We start from the raw sequence: 19,830 nt of genomic DNA, 5'->3' as shown, positions 1-19,830 counted from the left end.
AAAAGAAAGTTTGTAGATTGCGATTATTTATGAATTGATAGGTTGAAATTATAGACACCAATTTCACAAATCGTACCAATGGTTTTGTAATTATTTAGGAAAAACTAAGACAACTCTTCCATAGGGTTCCAAAATACTTTTTCTAAATCCTGAATTTGGTTTTCTATTACAATAATCCCTTCGCTTTCTAGTAATTGCTGCATAAGGTTTGTACCGTCAAAATGATGTTTGCCTGTTAGTAATCCTTTTCTGTTAACGACTCTGTGCGCTGGAACATCTTCTAGATTATGTGCTTTATTCATTGCCCAACCTACCATTCTTGCAGATCTTGCAGCTCCTAAATAAGTTGCAATTGCTCCGTAACTAGTAACTTTTCCATGCGGAATTAAGCGAGCTACTTGGTAAACTTTATCAAAAAAATTATCGGATTCTTTCACGTTGTGAAGGTAATGATATTCTAAGAAAGTTATGTCACAGGGTTTTTAAATAAAAAATGACACAAATTTCACGGATTATCACTGATGGATGTTGTGGAAAGTTATTACACTGAGATTCGCAGAGAAAAATAGCTATTCATGGAAAAGCACTTCGACAGGCTCAGTGTGACAGTAGATAGTTTAATTGGATTAATCGAAAATAAAGATTAATAGTTGTGATCTAATGAGATTCCTAAATCGCCTAAAAAGGCTCATTTCGGAATGACAAATGGGAATTTTAAAAACTATAAATGAAATAGATTTCAGAATCTAAAACGACCTACTTTTAATTTTTGTTATAATTCAAGCTTTATGGAATGGTAAGTGTCCAAAGAACTCAGTGGTCTGGACACGATAATGGAAGAAAACGTAGAATTTTAGAAAATTAAAATAAGTCTAGATTTTTTTGTTTCGTTTTTATCAATAGAAAAAAGAAAATAAAAAGTTATTACACAGAATTCCACAGAGAAAACCAGCTATTCATGGAAAAGCACTTCGACAAGCTCAGTGTGACAATAGAAAGTTTAATTAGAATAATCGAAAATCAACATCAATAGTTGTGATGTAATGAGATTCCTCAATCGCAAAAAAAAGGCTCATTTCGGAATGACAAATGGGGAAGTTAATTAAGTAATAGATAATTTAATTCCCCGTAATGACACATTAATACTTTAATCTAAATTTAATGTAGGTAATAGGTTTATCTACTTCTAAATATTGTTTTTCGTAAAAAGTTTGTGTTTCTGTAACTTCTTTTGGTGCGCCTTCATTCTTATATACAGTATGGTTAGCATATAAAATTTCATGACCTTCACCATGCAACAAACCTAACGTATACCCATGCATAAACTCTGAATCTGTTTTTAGATTCATAATTCCTTCTTCATTAAGAATATGATGGTATTTTTTCATAAAACTAGAATTTGTCATTCTATGTTTTGTGCGTTGAAATTTTATTTGTGGATCTGGGAAAGTGATCCAAATTTCTGAAACTTCATTTTCAGCAAAAATAAAATCGACCAACTCAATTTGAGTTCTTACAAAAGCTACATTGTCTAGATTTTCTTCTATTGCAGTTTTTGCTCCTCTCCAAAAACGAGCGCCTTTTATATCGATACCAATATAGTTTTTATTCGGATTTCTTCTAGCCAAAGCAATGGTATATTCTCCTTTACCACACCCTAACTCTACAACAATAGGATTGTTATTACCAAAAAAAGAATGCCATTTACCCTTATGAGAAAAATCTGTTACAACTTCTTCTCTAGTTGGTTGAATGACATTATTAAACGTTTCATTTTCTTTGAAACGTTTTAATTTATTTTTACTTCCCAAATTGTTATTTTAAGCTTTATCTTCCGTTCCTTCTCTCTTAAACTTAAGAGTTTGTCCCAACCAATATGCGAATAAACATAATAAAACTAATAGAAATCCCCAATTAACGGCATTAGAAATCCACCAACCATAATCTGCATTTGCTACAGTTAAACGTAACCAATGGAATGGCGTAAATAATAAATCGGTAAATAAACTACCAATCCATCTAAAAATATTGCTTGCTATCATAACTTAATTATCTTTACGCTGCAAAAATAACAAAAGAAACGATGCTAGCCAATTTTTTAGAGAAATCTAAACCAATCAATTTTATAGTCTATTTTGGACTCTTTTTTTGCTTCTTTATAATTACTGTTTTTTCTAACTTGTTAACAGATAATTTCACTTGGCTAAAAACCATGGAAAACATCTCTTTTTTAGGACTCTTTTTAATTGTTTTTTTCTTCTACAATTTTATAGTCTCAAAAAATAAATTAACGTTCGACCACTCTTATGCTTTCTTTATTTTTATATTAACAAGTATTCTTTTCACACCCAAGCTACTAGGACTTAAAGCCTTACTAACATTAATAATTTACCTCCTTTTTTTAAGAAAAATATACAGTTTACGTTCTCCTAAAAAGGTAATTCAGAAATTATTTGATAGTGGTTTTTGGTTAGGTATTCTCTTTATAATAGAACCTCTTACCTTGATTTTTCTCATTCTAATTTACGCATCTATTTTATTGAGAAAAAAGGTTTCTTTTCATACGCTACTAACTCCAATTATTGGGTTTATTTCTCCATTAATCATCTATTTTGCGTACTTATTTTGGTATGATTCTAGCGAAGAATTTCAGCAACTTTTCACTTTTAATACTATAAATAATGTATTTATTTATAAAAAAGACTCTACACTATGGATTTTTGGAACCATACTTTTACTAACTGTAAGTTCTATATTCTTAAAATCCCCGAAAGCGTTATCTGTAAATAATTCTTTTAAAAAGAGTTGGATTGTTTTAATTATCAACTCAATTATCGCAGTTGCTTTTGCTTTAGTAATTACCGAAAAGAGTGGAGCTGAAATTGTTTATTTTTTGATTCCTGCATCTGTAATTATTGCAAATGGTTTTGAGGTAATTGAAAAGATGATTGTTAAAAATATACTATCAGGATTACTTTTAATAGGTACAGTGATTACTTATTTCTTACTATAATTTAGTTCCAAAAGCTAAATCGCCAGCATCTCCTAGACCAGGGACTATATATCCTTTACTATTTAACTCATCATCTATTGCTGCAATCCATAAATGTGTGTTTTCTGGAAATTTATCTTTTATAAACTCGATTCCTTCCTTAGAAGCAATAACCACCAAAATATGAATTTCTGCAGGAGTTCCTTGTTTTTTTATCGCCTCAAAAACAGATACTAAAGATTGACCTGTTGCTAACATCGGATCTAACAATAATAATGTTTTGTTTTCTATTGATGGAGCTGCAAAATACTCTACTACAATTTCAGATTCAGCATCGTTGTTTGGATGATGACGATACGCAGAAATAAAAGCATTTTCTGCATCATCAAAATAGTTTAACACCCCTTGATGCAAAGGTAATCCCGCTCTTAAAATTGAACATAAAACAACGTCGTTATTAAATAATTGTTCTGTTTTTTTACCTAAAGGAGTTTCAATAGAAACATTTTTATAAGAAAGGTTTTTACTTAATTCGTAGCCTAAAACCTCACCAATTCTTTCAATATTTCTTCTAAAACGAAGTGAATCTTTCTGAATGTTAACATCTCTAATTTCTGCAATAAATTTATTAAGAATAGAATTTCCTTCTTGTAAATGGTGAATAATCATTGTAAATAATTTTAGAACAACAAATGTAAAGCAATTGTATAAATTTGTATCTTGCATCTACACAAAAGATTAAAACATTAACAAAAAACTAAAAAATGGGAATTTTTTCATTCATTAAGAATGCTGGAGCAAAAGTTTTTGGCATTGGAAAAACTACAGAAGAAGAAAACGCAGATAAATCTGAGCAATTAAGAAATGCTATTACTGCTTTAAATTTAGAAGTTACAGATTTAGGTATAGAAGTAGCAGATGATGCTGTAAAACTTTGGGGAGAAACCGCTGACTTAGCTACCAAAGAAAAAGTAGTTTTAGTGGTAGGTAATACCAATGGTATTGCATCTGTAGAAGACAACTTAACGGTTGCAGAAATAGAGGTAATTGAAGAAGCAGAAATGGCTCAATTTCATACAGTAGAAAGTGGAGACACTTTAGGTAAAATTGCCAAAACTTATTATGGTAACGCAATGAAGTACCCTGTAATTTTTGAAGCAAACAAACCGATGTTATCACATCCAGATAAAATATACCCTGGTCAGGTATTAAGAATACCGCCTTTAGTAGACTAATTAAAAATCAACCAACCAAATTAGAAGAGTTTCAAAATATATTTTGAAACTCTTTTTTTATCCCTTAAATTAAAAATTATTCTCAACTTTGCATGCTAATTTAATAATCCAATTTTTTTGAACATAGATAAGAGAACATTAGCATTAATTGCCGTTACCATAGCCACTATAATCTACGGACTAAATTACTCAATAGCTAAAGAAGTAATGCCTATTTACGTAAAACCCTTTGGTTTTATTTTAATAAGAGTTTTTGGAGCAACTATAATTTTTTGGAGCCTTGGTTTATTTATTAAATCTCAAAAAATAGAAAAATCTGATTATCTAAAATTACTCTTAGCAGCCATTTTTGGAATTAGTTTGAATATGCTCTCCTTTTTTAAAGGTTTAAGCTTAACAACACCTATTAGCGCTTCCGTTATTATGGTTACATCACCAATTATGGTTTTAATTTTTTCTAGCATATTAATTAGAAAAGCCATTGGAAAACTAAGAATATTAGGCGTAATCATTGGTTTAGTAGGTACTGTTTTACTTATTACGTATGGTAATTCATCTGGTACAAGCGGTACAAATAGCAATTGGGGAAATTTTTTAATTTTTGTAAATGCCACTTCTTATGGTTTATATTTAGTGATCTCCAAAAGTTTAATTCACAAATATCATCCAATTACGCTTGTTAAATGGCTGTATTTAATTGGGTTCATTTTTGTACTCCCTTTTGGTTACCAAGAATTTATAGAAGTCAATTGGCAAGAAATACCTACAAATATTTACGGGAATATTGGCTTTGTTATTGTGTTTACTTCTTGTGTTACTTATCTTTTTAATTTATATGGTTTATCAAAATTAAAACCTACAACCGTTAGTGTTTTTACCTATTTACAACCTGTTATTGCAACAATTTATGCTTTAATTATTGGTAGTGATTCTTTAAACCTTATTAAAGTTGGCGCAACAATACTTATTTTTTGTGGTGTTTATTTAGTAACCAGACAAGTAGAAAAATAGACGCTAATTGAACCAATAAACAAGCTTTGTTCGTTCAAATTAGAGAAATTCATCAGCATAAAAATTAGTGCGAATCTGTATAATATGTGTCTTTATCATTTTCAATGATTTACAAGTGCATTCCCTTAAAAATTCTGTGAAATAAAAACTATATTTGCCCCTCATCTAAAATGTTGATTTTATGATTCAATCTATGACTGGTTATGGCAAGTCTGTATTACAATTACCTACTAAAAAAGTAACCATAGAAATTAAATCTTTAAACAGTAAAAACCTCGATTTAAACGTTCGTATTCCTTCTTATTATAAAGAGAAAGAATTGGCTGTGCGTAAAAAACTAGCAAGCTCGTTAGTTCGTGGTAAAGTAGATTTTTCAATTTTTGTAGAAATGACTGCAGATGAAACGTCTACAACTATTAATCACGGAGTGGTAAAGGAATATATGCAACAACTAAGAAATGTTGTACAAACCGGAACTTCTGATGATGTTGAATTATTGAAAATGGCCGTAAGAATGCCAGACGCTTTAAAAACAGAACGTGAAGAGTTAGATGAAAATGAATGGAACCTAATCAACGAAAGTGTAGATATTGCTATTAAAGATATTGTACAATATAGAATTGATGAAGCTGCTTCTTTAGAAATAGATTTTAAAGAAAGAATTGCTAATATTAAAACCTATTTAGAAGAAGTAAAAGCTTTAGATGGAGATAGAGTAGAAAACGTAAAAACACGTTTAAAAAAGGCTATCGACGATTTAAAAGTAGATACTGATGAAAACCGTTTTGAACAAGAATTGATTTACTATCTAGAAAAATTAGATATTAATGAAGAGAAAGTTCGTTTAGCAAATCATTTAGATTATTTCTTACAAACAATGGAGTCTGAAGATTCTAATGGTAAAAAACTAGGATTTATTGTTCAAGAAATGGGACGAGAAATAAACACCACAGGTTCTAAAGCTAATTTTGCGCCTATGCAAAAAGCGGTAATTCAAATGAAAAACGAGCTAGAACAAATTAAAGAACAAATTTTAAACGTATTGTAAGATTTTCTGCAAGGTTTAAAAAACCATGTAACTATTACAATATTCTAATTACAAGATGCTAAAGCAAGTTTAGCATGACAAATAATAAAATATATGTCAGATTTTAAAGGAAAATTATTCGTCTTTTCTGCACCTTCTGGTTCAGGTAAAACAACCATTGTACGTCATTTATTAAAGCAAGAAAGATTCAACCTAGAGTTTTCTATTTCTGCTACTTCCAGAGCACCAAGAGGAGAAGAAAAAGATGGTGAAGATTATTATTTTATCGACCTAAAAGAGTTTAAAAACAAAATTAAAGGCGATGAATTTTTAGAATGGGAAGAAGTTTATAGAGACAACTTCTACGGAACTTTAAAAAGCGAAATTGAGCGTATTTGGGCTTTAAAAAAACATGTTATTTTTGATATTGATGTAGTTGGTGGATTGCGTATTAAAAAGAAATATCCAGAAGAAACATTGTCTGTTTTTGTAAAACCACCAAGTGTAGATGAGTTAAAAATCCGTTTAAAAAAACGTTCTACAGAAAGTGAAGACAAAATAAACATGCGTATTGCAAAAGCTTCTGTAGAATTAGCAACGGCTCCACAGTTTGATAAGATTATAAAAAATTACATTTTAGAAGATGCTTTGCAAGAAGCGGAAGAGTTAATGAGTGATTTTTTGGAATTGAACTAAGAGACAAGACTAGAAAGGAAACAAGAGTCAAGATTAAATAGAGAATAAAGAAAAAGTATTTTTTTGAAAACAAAATAATCTTGCTTCTTGATTCTAAAATCTTTAAAAGGAAATGAGTAAAATAGGTTTATATTTTGGCACGTTTAACCCAATGCATATTGGGCATTTAATTATTGCCAATCATATGGTAGAAAATTCTGATTTAGATGAAATCTGGATGGTTGTTACACCTCACAATCCGTTTAAGAAGAAAAGCTCTTTGCTAGATAATCATGAACGTTTTGAAATGATTTATAGAGCAACTGCTAATTACCCAAAAATTAAACCATCGGATATTGAGTTTAATTTGCCACAACCTAATTACACCATTCATACGTTAGCACATGTTTCTGATATGTATCCAAACAAAGAATTCTGCTTAATTATGGGTGAAGACAATCTAAAAAGTTTACATAAATGGAAAAATTATGAAACTATTTTAGAACATCATCACATTTATGTCTACCCTAGAATTGCTGATGGTGAAATGGATGATCAATTTAAAAACCATGCTAAAATTCATAAAGTAGAAGCTCCTATTGTTCAAATATCTTCTACCATGATAAGAAAGGCTATAAAGAACAAAAAAAATACGCAACCATTATTACCTAAAGAGGTTTGGGAGTACATAGATGAAATGAACTTTTACAATTCATAATTAAAATATATTTATATCACTCTTACACATAATATACTCTATGAGCGTTTCGTTGTATATTTGTTAAACATCAAATAAATATTTGTGGCTAAAAAAGATAAAAAAAAGGGAAAACTTAAACAAAAACTAACTGATAAATACAGATTGGTCGTTTTAAATGAAGACACTTTTGAAGAGCGTTTTTCATTAAAACTTTCAAGATTAAATGTATATGTTTTGGGTGGTTTTTTTTCTATATTATTAATAGCTAGTACCATTCTTCTAATTGCATTTACTCCTTTAAAAGAGTATATACCAGGCTACTCTTCTACTGCTTTAAAAAGAAAAGCAGCAAATTTAACTTTTGAAGCAGATTCCTTAAAAATTAAATTAGCAGTTTTAGAAAATTACACAAAAGCCTTAAGACCTGTTTTAACAGGAGAAATTCAACCAGAAAGTATAGATTCTATTCAGGCAGAAGCAAGACATCGTTTTATAGACGAGAGTGAATTGGCTGCCACAAAAGAAGATTCTTTATTTAGAGAAAAAGTAGAAAGTGAAACGCTATTTTCTATTGAACAAAACGCAAAAAGTAATGTTAAGGTGGTCTTTTTTGCCCCTTTAAACGGTACAATATCTCAAGTTTTTGATGCCACCTCTAAACACTTTGCAGTAGATATTACCGCAAAAAGCGGAACACCAATTAAGGCAACTGCAGATGGAACTGTTATTTTTTCTGGATGGACCACAGAAACAGGCTACGTTATTATTTTAAAACATGCTAAAGATTATATTTCTGTTTATAAACACAACGGAAACTTATTAAAAGAACAAGGAGACTTTGTAAAATCTGGTGAAGTAATTGCCACTATAGGATCTACTGGAGAATTAACTACAGGACCACATTTACATTTTGAACTTTGGAGCGGTGGATATGCCGTAAACCCAACAAATTTTATAGATTTTAAATAATGAGCATTAAATCATTTTTTGCGATTCCGTTTGCTAAAATTGCAACAAAAAAAGTTTATAAATGGGCCAATACCCCACATAAAACACAAGAAAAAGTTTTTAAAAATTTAATTTCTAAAGGAAGTAAAACAGCTTTTGGAAAAGATCATAATTTTGATACTATTTCTAATTATGAAGATTTTAAAAAACAAGTAAAAGTTACAGATTACGAAGGTTTAAGACCTTACGTAGATAGAATTGTAGCTGGAGAATCGAATGTACTTTGGACCGGAAAACCACTATACTTCGCAAAAACCTCGGGCACAACTTCTGGCGCAAAATTTATTCCGATTACCAAAGACTCGATGCCTACACATATTAAGGCGGCAAGAAATGCTTTGTTATTTTATATCAAAGAAAAAAACGACGCAAGTTTTGTGGATGGTAAAATGATTTTCTTACAAGGAAGCCCTATTTTAAGTGATAAGAACGGCGTAAAATTGGGTAGATTAAGCGGAATTGTAGCGCATTATGTACCTCAATATTTATTAAAAAATAGATTACCAAGTTGGGAAACCAACTGCATAGAAGATTGGGACACCAAAGTAAATGCCATTGTAGAAGAAACCATTAATGAAGACATGTCTGTAATTAGCGGAATTCCTTCTTGGGTACAGATGTATTTTGAAAAACTGATTGAAAAAACTGGGAAATCGGTTTCAGAACTGTTCCCTAATTTTAATTTCTTTATTTATGGAGGTGTTAACTTTGAGCCTTATAAGAATAAGTTTGAAAGTTTAATTGGTAAAAAAATCGATTATATAGAATTATATCCAGCATCGGAAGGCTTTATTGCATATCAAGATTCTCAGACAGAAAAAGGAATGTTGTTGCAATTAGATTCAGGTATGTTTTACGAGTTTATTCCTGCGGATGAATTTTTTAATGAAAAGCCTACAAGAATTTCTTTAAAGGATGTAAAAATGGGTGTTAATTACGCCATCATTTTAAACACAACAGCAGGTCTTTGGGGGTATAACATTGGTGATACTGTCGAGTTTACATCAACAAAACCTTATCGAATAAAAGTTACCGGTAGAATAAAACATTTTATATCCGCCTTTGGCGAACACGTTATTGGTAAAGAAGTAGAAAAAGCTTTAAACGATTCCATTAAAGGCACCAACATAAATATTAGTGAGTTTACAGTAGCACCGCAAGTGAGTCCGGATAGTGGTTTGCCGTATCATGAATGGTTTATCGAATTTGAAAATGAACCCGAAAACCTAGAGGAATTTGCAGCTAAAATTGATGCTTCTATGCAGGCTCAAAATATTTATTATATCGATTTAATTGAAGGAAAAGTTTTACGTCCTTTAATCGTTAGAAAAGTAAAAAAAGGTGGTTTTCATGAATATATGAAATCTATTGGTAAATTTGGAGGACAAAATAAGATTCCGCAATTGTCTGATAACAGAAAAATTGCAGATGTTTTACATAATTTTATAATTAAAGAGTAATACCAAATGAACATCAAAGTTCATTTAATATAACAAGATACAAACAACATGGGAGGAGATTTTTTATTTTTAGGATTGGCAATAGCTTTGGTTATTGTTTACTTTTACAACAAATTTAGAAACAGACGATAATTAGAATACTTTATCCTTTCGGACAACGAATGACAAGAGATCTTAGTTTACTCAATCGTTCCTCATTTCGAAATGACAAATTAATAAAGAACACAAATGAGTACAATTAGAATTACAAAACAATTTAGCTTTGAAACAGGGCACGCCTTATATGGTTATGATGGTAAATGCAAAAACGTTCACGGACATTCTTACAAACTTTCTGTAACCGTATCAGGAAAACCAATTGCAGACAACACCAACGTAAAATTTGGTATGGTGATTGATTTTGGAGATTTAAAAAAGATTGTAAACGAAGAAATTGTAGATATTTTTGACCATGCAACCGTATTTAATAAAAATACACCTCATGTAGATTTAGCAAAGGAATTAATGGATAGAGGACATCATGTTTTATTGGTAGATTACCAACCAACAAGTGAAATGATGGTAATAGATTTTGCTGAAAAAATAAAAGGCAGATTACCAGAAAACATCAAACTTCACGCTATAAAACTACAAGAAACAGATTCTAGCTTTGCAGAATGGTATGCCAGTGAGAATTAATTTAATGATACAAATTACGCTTAAAAAAAATAGGGCTATCAAAAAGATAGCCCTATTTTTTTCATCAACCTGCATTCATTACAAGTTTTTCATTTAGGTTTATGATTATCAAATTAATGATAATGAAACCTGCTTAATCTTCTAAAATTTATTTTTAGACAACCTTTTTTCACCTAAAATTTCAAGAATTACTTACCATTAAAGGTATTCATGGTATTATTTAAACCTGCGGTACCAAAAGAAGTAATTACTTTAGCTGATGTTGGCAAACGCTCTATTAACTCACTAGTTTCTTCTTTATTCCATTCACCAAGGACATAATCTACTTGCCTACCTCTACCATAATTACCACCAACACCAAATCTAAAACGAGCGTATTGCTGGGTATTTAATTTTTCTTGAATATCTTTTAATCCGTTATGTCCGCCTGCAGATCCTTTTGCTTTTAAACGAATTACTCCAAAATCTATATTTACATCATCGGTAACTACTAAAATATTTTCTACAGATATGTTTTCTTTATCCATCCAATATTTTACTGCTTTACCGCTTAAATTCATAAAAGTACTTGGTTTAAGTAAAACAAATGTTCTTCCTTTAAATCGGAAATTAGCTACATCTCCAAGCTTTTCAGTTTCAAAAGTTGCACTGTGCTCTTCCGCAACCTCATCTACAATTTTAAACCCAATATTATGACGCGTATTTGTGTATTGCTCACCAATATTACCTAATCCAACAATTAAAAACTTCTTCATTAACGCTTCTTTAGATTCAACTTTAATACCAAATATTTCAGAAAAAAAGTTTGTAAAATTCATTCTTCAAAAATAAGAAGAATTAAATAAATTTAGATTGCCTATTTATAATTATAAGGTATTAAAATAAATATAAAGCAAAAAAAAAGCGTTACAAATTTGTAACGCTTTTTATAATTTATATTGCAAAAATTATTCTGCAGCAGCTTCTGTAGCTTCTTCTTCTTCATCATCTTCAGAAACAGTAGCGTTACGAGAAGTTCTTACTTGCACAACAACAGTGTTGTCTGGGTGCATAAATGTATATCCTTCAGTTGCTAATGATGTTACTGTTAATTTACTTCCAATTTTTAATTTAGAAATATCTGCAGTTACAAAATCTGGTAAGTTAGCAGGTAATGCTTTTACTCTTAATTTACGGTTTGTAAAACGTAAAGCTCCACCATTTAATACTCCTGGAGAAGTACCTACTAAAGTTACAGGAATCTTCATTGTAATTTCTTTATCATCAAATAATTGATAAAAATCTACGTGAATAATTTTATCTGTTACAGGGTGAAATTGAATGTCTTGTAACACTGCTGCTATTTTTTGACCATCAATATCTAAACTTGCTGTATACACATTTGGAGTGAATACCAACTTTTTAAACGCTTTTTCTTCTGCTGAAAAATGTATTGGGTTTTCTCCTCCGTATATAACGCAAGGAACCATACCAGCATTACGTAAGGCTTTAGTTGCTACTTTACCTACGCTTTCTCTTTTTGATCCTTTAATTGTAATTGATTTCATTACTTTTTGTATTATTTATTTACATTAAAAATTGTCCACTAATTGAAGTATTGTCTTGCACTTTATGCATAACATCAGCAAATAATGGCGCGCAAGATACCACTTTTATTTTAGATGTCTCCTTTTTTAACGGAATAGTGTCTGAAACAATCAATTCTGTTAATCCTGAGTTTTCTATTTTATCATAAGCGCCACCAGAAAGGATTGGATGTGTACAAATTGCTCTTACACTTAATGCACCTCTTTCCATCATTAAATTTGCTGCATGTGCTAATGTTCCTCCAGTATCAATCATATCATCTACTAAGATTACATTTCTACCTTTAACGTCTCCAATTAACTCCATGTGCCCAATTTGGTTGGCTTTAATACGTTGCTTATAACAAATAACAACATCACATTCTAAGTGCTTAGAGTATGCATACGCTCTTTTAGAACCTCCCATATCTGGAGATGCAATTGTTAAATTGTCTAATTTTAAGCTATTTATGTATGGCATAAAAATAGTAGATGCAAATAAATGATCTACTGGCTTTTCAAAGAAACCCTGTATTTGGTCTGCATGTAAATCCATCGTCATAATTCTTGTTGCTCCAGCAGATTCTAAAAGTTTTGCAACTAATTTTGCTCCAATAGCAACTCTAGGTTGATCTTTTCTATCTTGTCTAGCCCAACCAAAATATGGCATAACTGCTGTAATGTGTCTTGCTGATGCTCTTTTTGCAGCATCACACATTAACAACATTTCCATTAAATTGTCTGCATTCGGAAATGTAGAACCAATAATAAAAACACGTCTTCCACGAACAGATTCTTCAAATGCTGGCTGAAATTCTCCGTCACTAAAGTAAGTTGTTTTAACTTTTCCTAAGGTGGTATTGTATTCTTTTGCAATTTTCTCTGCCAAAACTGTGCTTTGTCTGCAGGCAAAAAGTTTTGGGGCTAACTGATTTGTAGGCATTTAGTTGTTTTTTTTTTGTTGTGTTGTTGTAAGAGTACAAAAGTAGAATTTATTTATTGACTTTGAAATTTATTTATAGACTTTAAAATAAAATAATTTTATACATTTGCAATCTTATTAATACTTGCTCAAGTGGCGGAATTGGTAGACGCGCTGGATTCAAAATCCAGTTTTTTCGGAAGTGCGGGTTCGATTCCCGCCTTGAGTACTAAAAAACCTGTTAATCATTTGATTTACAGGTTTTTTTATTTTCACTTACTTGAATTCCTACTATTTATGTACGGTAAACTTTTTAGTATTAGGTAATTGAATGTTTCTACAGTTTTAATTTCTTTATAAATTATCTGGAATGAGTTTTACACCAAAAGAAGTTTTTAATTCAATAAAAAAGACCTACTTAAATTTTAGTATTACATTTAAGCCAGATTTTAGGCAAAAAATTGCAAGCTCGTGGTCAGAAAGTATCGATGATTCTACTGCCAGAAAAGATTGGAACTGAAAACCACAATTGGATTTAGATAGCATGTCTAAAATAATGATTAAAAAATTAAAGAGATATCATGTACGGAAGCATAAAAGAGAATTTACAGAAAGAATTACAAGCCATTAAAGACAATGGTTTATTTAAAGAAGAGCGCATTATTACAACCTCTCAAGATGCCGTTATTAAGGTTTCTACAGGAGAAGAAGTAATTAATTTTTGTGCCAACAACTACTTAGGACTTTCTAATAACAAAGAAGTAATTCAGGCAGCAAAAGACACATTAGACTCGCATGGTTTTGGTATGTCTTCTGTTCGTTTTATTTGTGGTACCCAAGATATTCATAAAGAATTAGAAGCTAAAATTGCCGAATTTTTTCATTGTGAAGACACTATTTTATACGCAGCCGCTTTTGATGCTAACGGAGGAGTTTTTGAACCTTTATTATCAAAAGAAGATGCTATTATTTCCGACTCCTTAAACCACGCTTCTATTATAGACGGAGTTCGTTTGTGTAAAGCTGCTCGTTACCGTTATAACAATAACGATATGGTTTCTTTAGAAGAACAGTTAATTGAAGCGAACAAACAAAACCATCGTTTTAAAATAATTGTAACCGATGGTGTATTTTCTATGGATGGTGTTGTTGCCGAATTAGACAAAATTTGTGATTTAGCAGATAAATATGATGCTTTGGTAATGGTAGATGAATGTCATGCTTCTGGTTTTATAGGTAAAACTGGTCGTGGAACCATAGAACTAAAAAACGTACTTGGCAGAATAGATATTGTTACCGGAACTTTAGGAAAAGCTTTGGGTGGTGCAATGGGTGGTTTTACTACGGGTAAAAAAGAAATTATAGAAATGTTACGTCAGCGTTCTAGACCTTATTTATTTTCAAACTCTTTGGCTCCTGCAATTGTTGGTGCCTCATTAAAGGTTTTTGAAATGTTAGAAAACGATACTTCATTAAGAGATAAGTTAGAGGAAAATACCAATCATTTTAGATCTAAAATGGAAGCCGCAGGTTTCGATTTAGTTGGTGCAGATGCTGCAATTATACCTGTTATGTTGTATGATGCAAAATTGTCTCAGATTATGGCAAATCAATTATTAGAAGAAGGTATTTATGTAATTGGTTTTTTCTTTCCAGTAGTACCAAAAGACAAAGCAAGAATTAGAGTTCAATTATCTGCAGCACACACAAAAGAACATATAGATAAAGCGGTAGCTGCTTTTATTAAAGTTGGTAAAAGATTGAATGTAATTAAGTAATAGTATGTAAACGAGTTTCTTTAAATAGTCGTATTTATTAAAAATATAGAGCACTTTTAGAATAAGCAATCCACACAAAGATTGGTTTTCTTTTAGTGCTTTTTTACGTTATAAATACGTTTCTATATTCTCGCTCGTAATAATATCTATTGGCAATAAGCTTTTAGCAGGTATTTCTTTATTAAAAAGAAAGAAATCAACTAAATAATTCAGACCTAAATACACTTGTTTTTTCGGGTTTTGATGAATCAAGAAATCAATAATATTGTCTTTTAAATATTGAATGTTCTCTTCCAATAAATCGTAGCCAATCAGTTTTACGTTATTCAAATTTTTACTTTTAATAAACTCCGCAACTTCGTAAACTTTAGACGTGGTTACAAAAATAGCATCCGAAGTAAAAGACTCAGAAAATATAGAGTCTAAATTATTTGCTAAGTCAGATTGTTTAGAATTATGCGTTACAATTTTATAATTAGAATTTTTTATTTCATCGAAATAATCTCTGAACCCCTTCTCCTTTTCCTGCATGTGAATAGAGTTGTTAAAATCTTCATCGACATGAATAATATCTATGGTTGCATTTTTTTTGATGATCATTTGTAATAACCCAGCAGCTATTCTTCCACTTTTAAATAAATCTTGACCAACAAAATTCTTTGTGTTTTCAATTTCTAATTGATTATTAAATTTGCTAACAATAATATTCTTAAGTGCATATTTATTAATAATACCTACTGTTTCTTTATAAAATAAAGGCGCCAGTAAAACGGCATCTGGAGCCAATTCTAATACTTTATTATTAACCTCTACAAAAGAATGCACATCATTAGGATGAAAAAAGAAAGGCTCTATAAAGACACCAAAAGAAGCAAACTCATTTACTGCCGCTACAATACCTTCATAACATGGCAACCAAAAAGCGTCTTTAGTATAATCTGGTAAAACAACACAAATATGGTAATCTTTGGTGTTTTTTAAACTTCTAGCAAGCAAATTAGGCTTGTAGTCTATTTCATTTAAAACAGCGGTCACCTTTTCTAAAGCTAACGCAGATACTTTGCCTCTTTTATGAATAACTCTATCTACCGTTCCTTTAGATACACCTGCTAATTCTGCAATATTTTTAATAGTATATTTCTTCATCAAGGCAAATATATACCTTTTTGTTTCAATAATTGTGTTCGAGCACATTTTATTACTATTCTCTTGGTAACACAAAATAATATCTATATTTTTGTTTCAATCAGAAAACATTGTAACTTAATAAAAACAATAATACTGACTAAATATCAACTAATTATGAGTAAAAACAACAAACCCACACTAGTTATTTTAGCAGCAGGAATGGGAAGTCGTTACGGCGGCTTAAAACAAATGGACAGTTTTACCAAAGAAGGAGATACTATTATAGACTTCTCTCTTTATGATGCAATTGAAGCTGGTTTTGGTAAAGTGGTTTTTATCATCCGAAAAACTTTCGAAAAAGAATTTAAAGCTATTTACAACACAAAATTAGCAGGTAAAATAGCTGTAGAATATGTGTTTCAAGAATTAGAAAACGTACCTGAAAAGTACAGAAATCCAGAAAGAGTAAAACCTTGGGGAACAGGCCACGCTTTATTAATGACGAAAGATGTAATAAAAGAAAATTTTGCCATTATAAATGCTGACGATTTTTATAGCAGACAAGCTTTTGTTGCCATTGCAGAACAGTTAAGAAATACAGATAAAAATAGTTATGCTTTTAGTATGGTAGCTTATTCTTTAAAAAATACAATTTCAGAAAATGGTTATGTTTCTAGAGGAGAATGCACCGTTGATGAAAACGGTTTTTTAACTGATGTTACCGAAAGAGTTAGAATTGAAAAAATAGACGGAGTATTAAAAAGTGAAAACGATAACGGAGAAATGTTTCCTATTGATGAAAACACGACAGTTTCTATGAATTTCTGGGGTTTTACTCCTAAATGTTTTGAGTTTGGAGACACCTTATTTTTAGACTTCTTAGAAAAAACGAAAGAAAACTTAAAAGCAGAATTTTATTTACCAACCATTGTAAATACTATGTTGGCGTCTAAAAAAGCATCTGTAAAAGTACTAGAATCAGACTCTAAATGGTTTGGAGTTACCTATAGTGACGATAAGGAAAAAGCGCAATTAGAGATTAACAAACTGAAAGAAAACGGAGTGTATCCAACTAAATTATGGAACTAATATGAAGGCAGAAACAATCATCTCTATTTTTAACGAGTTCGACCATCAATTTAATTATAAAAGTCATTCAGAATTAAATTCTGGACACATAAATGATACTTTTTTAATAAAAACAGATGGTGATACGAATTACATACTCCAAAGAATCAATCAGATTGTTTTTAAAGATGTTCCGGGGTTGGTAAACAACAAAGTATTAACAAGCAATCATATTAGAAGCAAATATTTAAACGCATCAGACGAAGTATTAAATAAGACCGTTTTAAGTTTTATAAAAGAAAAGAATAGTAATTCTTATTATCACAAAGAAGGTGTAAATTTCTGGAATGTGATGATTTTTATTGATGATAGCGTGACCCACGAAATTGTAAAGGACAAAGAAATTGCCTACGAAGGCGGAAAACTTTTAGGAGACTTTTTAAACTTAACATCAGATTTTGACAGCAGTAAATTAATAGATGTGATTCCTAATTTTCATAACATGACTTTTCGTTTTAAGCAATATGCTTCTTCTATACAAAGTGCCTCTAAAAATCGCTTAACCAAAGCTGCAGATTATATACAAATAGTAGCAGATTTAAAGGAAGAAATGCACATTCTTCAAAACTTAAAAGATGCAGGTGAAATTCCTATAAGAGTTACGCATAACGATACAAAAATATCTAATTCACTCTTTACAGAAGACAACAAAGGGGTTTGTATGATAGATACAGACACCGTAATGCCAGGTATTATTTATTATGATTTTGGCGATGCTATTAGAACAATTTGTAACACAGCCGCAGAAGATGAAACAGATTTGTCTAAGGTGGAATTCAATTTAGATTATTACAAAGCATACGAAAAAGGATTTCTAGAAAAAACAAAAGATTCCTTAACAGAGGTAGAGTTAAAATATTTGCCATTAGCAGCAAAAACCATGATTTTTATAATGGCTTTGCGTTTTTTAACAGACTATTTAAACAATGATACTTACTACAAAACAACCTATGCTGATCATAATTTAGACAGAGCAAAAAATCAATTTAAATTGATAGAGAGTTTTTCCAAAAAATTATAATTAAATTCCAAAATTTGAAATCAATTAAACAACACAAACTAATTTAAATCTTATGAGCACGACTACTAAATCTCAAAACAACCTAGTCCCAATTATGATCATTGGAGGACTCTTCGCTATTTTCGGTTTTGTAACCTGGATAAACGGAGCGCTTATTCCATTCATGAAAACCATTAATGAACTTACGGAAACTCAGGCGTATTTAGTAGCTACAGCATCTTATATTTCATTTGTAGTAATGGCATTACCAGCGTCTTACATTATTTCTAAAACAGGTTATAAAAATGGTATATCATTAGGTTTAGCAATTATGGCAATTGGTGCATTGGTTTTTATACCCGCTGCCGAAGCACGTACTTATTGGATGTTTTTATTAGCTATTTTTATTCAAGGAATTGGAATGACCATTTGCCAAACTGCAGCCAACCCTTATATTACTATTTTGGGACCAATTGAAAGTGGTGCAAAACGTATGGCAATGATGGGAATTGCAAATAAAGTTGCAGGCGCTTTAGGTTCTATCATTTTTGGTGCGTTATTATTGTCTGGTATAGATGATGTAAATGAGAAAATAGGAAATGTTTCTGCTGAAGAAAAAAATGTTCTTTTAGATACCATGGCAGACAGTGTACATACACCATATATTGTAATGGCTGTTGTCTTATTCATTTTTGCTTTTCTAATTAGAAAAGCTGCATTACCTAATGTAGAGGCTACAGAAGAAGAGGCGTTAACAGACGGTGAATCTTCATCAAATAAAACCATATTTCAATATCCACATTTATGGATGGGAGTTCTAGCTTTATTTGTGTATGTTGGTGCAGAAGTTATTGCTGGAGATACCATTATTGCTTACGGAATTTCATTAGGCATACCAGCTGCAGATGCAAAATTCTTTACTACATACACCTTAATGGCAATGGTTGCCACCTACGCTTTAGGTGTCTTATTAATACCTAAATTCATACAACAAAAAACAGCGCTTGTTATTAGTGCTATTTTAGGTATTATTTTTAGTGTTCTTATAATATCTACCTCAGGATTTACCTCTGTTTTATTTGTTGCAGCTTTAGGTGTTTCTAATGCATTAGTTTGGCCAGCAATTTGGCCATTAACTTTAGACGGTTTAGGGAAACATACTAAAACAGCTTCAGCTCTTTTAATTATGGCTATTTCTGGAGGAGCGATAATACCACCCTTGTATGGTAGAATTGTAGAAGCAAATAAACACGAATTAATTACCAATGGCCTACAAGAAGCAGATGCATTAGCAACTGCAGCAACGGGCAGTTATTGGATCTTAATACCTTGTTATGCCATTGTTTTGTTATTCGCCGTATGGGGACATAAAATAAAAAGCTGGAGTAAATAATTATAAAATTCAAACCTAACAAACTACATATTATGTTAAAAAGTACTATAGACAAAGCGACAGGTTTCGAAAAAAGATTCGAAAATATTGGAACTATCGTTTATGAAGATTCTACATCAGCCTCAAAATC

At 30.9% G+C, this 19,830-nt stretch carries 22 protein-coding genes and 1 tRNA gene; 15 read left to right on the top strand and 8 right to left on the bottom strand.

All coding sequences use genetic code 11. The features are described 5' to 3' along the window. Positions 1-104: 104 nt before the first annotated feature. The 3 genes from GQS57_RS17920 to GQS57_RS17910 form a co-directional block, all read right to left on the bottom strand. On the bottom strand, positions 105-437 hold the full coding sequence (locus GQS57_RS17920) for an MGMT family protein (RefSeq protein ID WP_165734352.1): 333 nt from the start codon (positions 435-437) through the stop codon (positions 105-107). 702 nt (positions 438-1,139) lie between these two features. Further along, positions 1,140-1,811, bottom strand: coding sequence for a tRNA (guanosine(46)-N7)-methyltransferase TrmB (gene trmB / locus GQS57_RS17915; RefSeq protein WP_165734351.1), 672 nt, complete (start codon positions 1,809-1,811; stop codon positions 1,140-1,142). 9 nt (positions 1,812-1,820) lie between these two features. After that, positions 1,821-2,042 carry a hypothetical protein gene (locus GQS57_RS17910; RefSeq protein WP_165734350.1) on the bottom strand — a complete coding sequence of 74 codons (222 nt, stop codon included), beginning with the start codon at positions 2,040-2,042 and terminating at the stop codon, positions 1,821-1,823. Positions 2,043-2,083: 41 nt separating this feature from the next. Here GQS57_RS17910 and GQS57_RS19055 point away from each other — a divergent pair, with 41 nt between their 5' ends. Further along, positions 2,084-3,013 carry a DUF6427 family protein gene (locus tag GQS57_RS19055; RefSeq protein ID WP_240915525.1) on the top strand — a complete coding sequence of 310 codons (930 nt, stop codon included), beginning with the start codon at positions 2,084-2,086 and terminating at the stop codon, positions 3,011-3,013. Here the strand turns inward: GQS57_RS19055 and upp are convergent. Further along, positions 3,008-3,661, bottom strand: coding sequence for a uracil phosphoribosyltransferase (gene upp / locus GQS57_RS17900; RefSeq protein ID WP_165734348.1), 654 nt, complete (start codon positions 3,659-3,661; stop codon positions 3,008-3,010). The two genes, GQS57_RS19055 and upp, sit on opposite strands and share 6 nt — an antisense overlap. 95 nt (positions 3,662-3,756) lie before the next feature. On the opposite strand from upp, the gene lysM reads away from it, so the two are divergent. From lysM to GQS57_RS17860, 8 genes are all read left to right on the top strand, one after another. After that, complete coding sequence (lysM, locus tag GQS57_RS17895) at positions 3,757-4,227, top strand: peptidoglycan-binding protein LysM (protein WP_165734347.1); 471 nt, start codon at positions 3,757-3,759, stop codon at positions 4,225-4,227. Between the two features lie 123 nt (positions 4,228-4,350). Then, complete coding sequence (locus tag GQS57_RS17890; protein WP_165734369.1) at positions 4,351-5,238, top strand: DMT family transporter; 888 nt, start codon at positions 4,351-4,353, stop codon at positions 5,236-5,238. Positions 5,239-5,431: 193 nt separating this feature from the next. Continuing rightward, positions 5,432-6,286: a YicC family protein gene (locus tag GQS57_RS17885; RefSeq protein WP_165734368.1), complete on the top strand. Its 855-nt coding sequence runs from the start codon at positions 5,432-5,434 to the stop codon at positions 6,284-6,286. 93 nt (positions 6,287-6,379) lie between these two features. Beyond that, positions 6,380-6,961, top strand: a complete 582-nt coding sequence (gene gmk / locus GQS57_RS17880; RefSeq protein WP_165734346.1) for a guanylate kinase — start codon at positions 6,380-6,382, stop codon at positions 6,959-6,961. A 112-nt stretch (positions 6,962-7,073) separates the two neighbouring features. Then, positions 7,074-7,658, top strand: coding sequence for a nicotinate (nicotinamide) nucleotide adenylyltransferase (gene nadD / locus GQS57_RS17875; RefSeq protein WP_165734345.1), 585 nt, complete (start codon positions 7,074-7,076; stop codon positions 7,656-7,658). Between the two features lie 84 nt (positions 7,659-7,742). Beyond that, positions 7,743-8,609 (top strand): M23 family metallopeptidase, encoded by an 867-nt coding sequence (locus GQS57_RS17870; protein WP_165734344.1) that lies wholly within the window; start codon positions 7,743-7,745, stop codon positions 8,607-8,609. After that, positions 8,609-10,108 (top strand): GH3 auxin-responsive promoter family protein, encoded by a 1,500-nt coding sequence (locus GQS57_RS17865; RefSeq protein WP_165734343.1) that lies wholly within the window; start codon positions 8,609-8,611, stop codon positions 10,106-10,108. The genes GQS57_RS17870 and GQS57_RS17865 overlap by 1 nt, the downstream gene beginning before the upstream one ends. 228 nt (positions 10,109-10,336) lie before the next feature. After that, positions 10,337-10,786, top strand: coding sequence for a 6-carboxytetrahydropterin synthase (locus GQS57_RS17860; RefSeq protein ID WP_165734342.1), 450 nt, complete (start codon positions 10,337-10,339; stop codon positions 10,784-10,786). A gap of 188 nt (positions 10,787-10,974) precedes the next feature. On the opposite strand, the gene pth is transcribed toward GQS57_RS17860, so the two are convergent. From pth to GQS57_RS17845, 3 genes are all read right to left on the bottom strand, one after another. Continuing rightward, complete coding sequence (gene pth / locus GQS57_RS17855; RefSeq protein ID WP_205860298.1) at positions 10,975-11,541, bottom strand: aminoacyl-tRNA hydrolase; 567 nt, start codon at positions 11,539-11,541, stop codon at positions 10,975-10,977. A 192-nt stretch (positions 11,542-11,733) separates the two neighbouring features. After that, on the bottom strand, positions 11,734-12,333 hold the full coding sequence (locus GQS57_RS17850) for a 50S ribosomal protein L25/general stress protein Ctc (protein ID WP_165734340.1): 600 nt from the start codon (positions 12,331-12,333) through the stop codon (positions 11,734-11,736). Positions 12,334-12,352: 19 nt separating this feature from the next. After that, complete coding sequence (locus GQS57_RS17845) at positions 12,353-13,294, bottom strand: ribose-phosphate pyrophosphokinase (RefSeq protein WP_165734339.1); 942 nt, start codon at positions 13,292-13,294, stop codon at positions 12,353-12,355. Between the two features lie 126 nt (positions 13,295-13,420). Between GQS57_RS17845 and GQS57_RS17840 the strand changes: the two genes are divergently transcribed. From GQS57_RS17840 to kbl, 3 genes are all read left to right on the top strand, one after another. Beyond that, positions 13,421-13,502: transfer RNA gene (locus GQS57_RS17840), tRNA-Leu, on the top strand. A gap of 141 nt (positions 13,503-13,643) precedes the next feature. Continuing rightward, the gene (locus GQS57_RS17835) at positions 13,644-13,793 is read left to right on the top strand and encodes a hypothetical protein (RefSeq protein WP_165734338.1); all 150 of its coding nucleotides are present in this window, start codon (positions 13,644-13,646) and stop codon (positions 13,791-13,793) included. Positions 13,794-13,854: 61 nt separating this feature from the next. Next, on the top strand, positions 13,855-15,051 hold the full coding sequence (gene kbl, locus GQS57_RS17830; RefSeq protein WP_165734337.1) for a glycine C-acetyltransferase: 1,197 nt from the start codon (positions 13,855-13,857) through the stop codon (positions 15,049-15,051). 108 nt (positions 15,052-15,159) lie between these two features. Here kbl and GQS57_RS17825 read toward each other — a convergent pair whose 3' ends face one another. Beyond that, entirely contained in the window at positions 15,160-16,197 is a 1,038-nt protein-coding gene (locus GQS57_RS17825) for a LacI family DNA-binding transcriptional regulator (protein ID WP_165734336.1), read from the bottom strand. Positions 16,198-16,353: 156 nt separating this feature from the next. On the opposite strand from GQS57_RS17825, the gene GQS57_RS17820 reads away from it, so the two are divergent. From GQS57_RS17820 to GQS57_RS17810, 3 genes are read left to right on the top strand one after another with little or no spacing between them, the layout of a single operon-like run. Continuing rightward, a complete protein-coding gene (locus GQS57_RS17820) occupies positions 16,354-17,268 on the top strand; it encodes a sugar phosphate nucleotidyltransferase (RefSeq protein ID WP_165734335.1) in 915 nt (304 codons plus the stop codon). Position 17,269: 1 nt separating this feature from the next. Further along, positions 17,270-18,328: a phosphotransferase enzyme family protein gene (locus GQS57_RS17815; RefSeq protein ID WP_165734334.1), complete on the top strand. Its 1,059-nt coding sequence runs from the start codon at positions 17,270-17,272 to the stop codon at positions 18,326-18,328. A gap of 52 nt (positions 18,329-18,380) precedes the next feature. After that, entirely contained in the window at positions 18,381-19,700 is a 1,320-nt protein-coding gene (locus tag GQS57_RS17810) for a sugar MFS transporter (RefSeq protein ID WP_165734333.1), read from the top strand. The last annotated feature ends 130 nt before the right edge of the window (positions 19,701-19,830 follow it).

The sequence above is a fragment of the Polaribacter sp. 20A6 genome (genome assembly GCF_011378915.1).
In the GTDB taxonomy this organism is placed as follows: Bacteria; Bacteroidota; Bacteroidia; order Flavobacteriales; family Flavobacteriaceae; genus Polaribacter; species Polaribacter sejongensis.
This window is presented reverse-complemented; position numbering and strand designations above follow the sequence as displayed.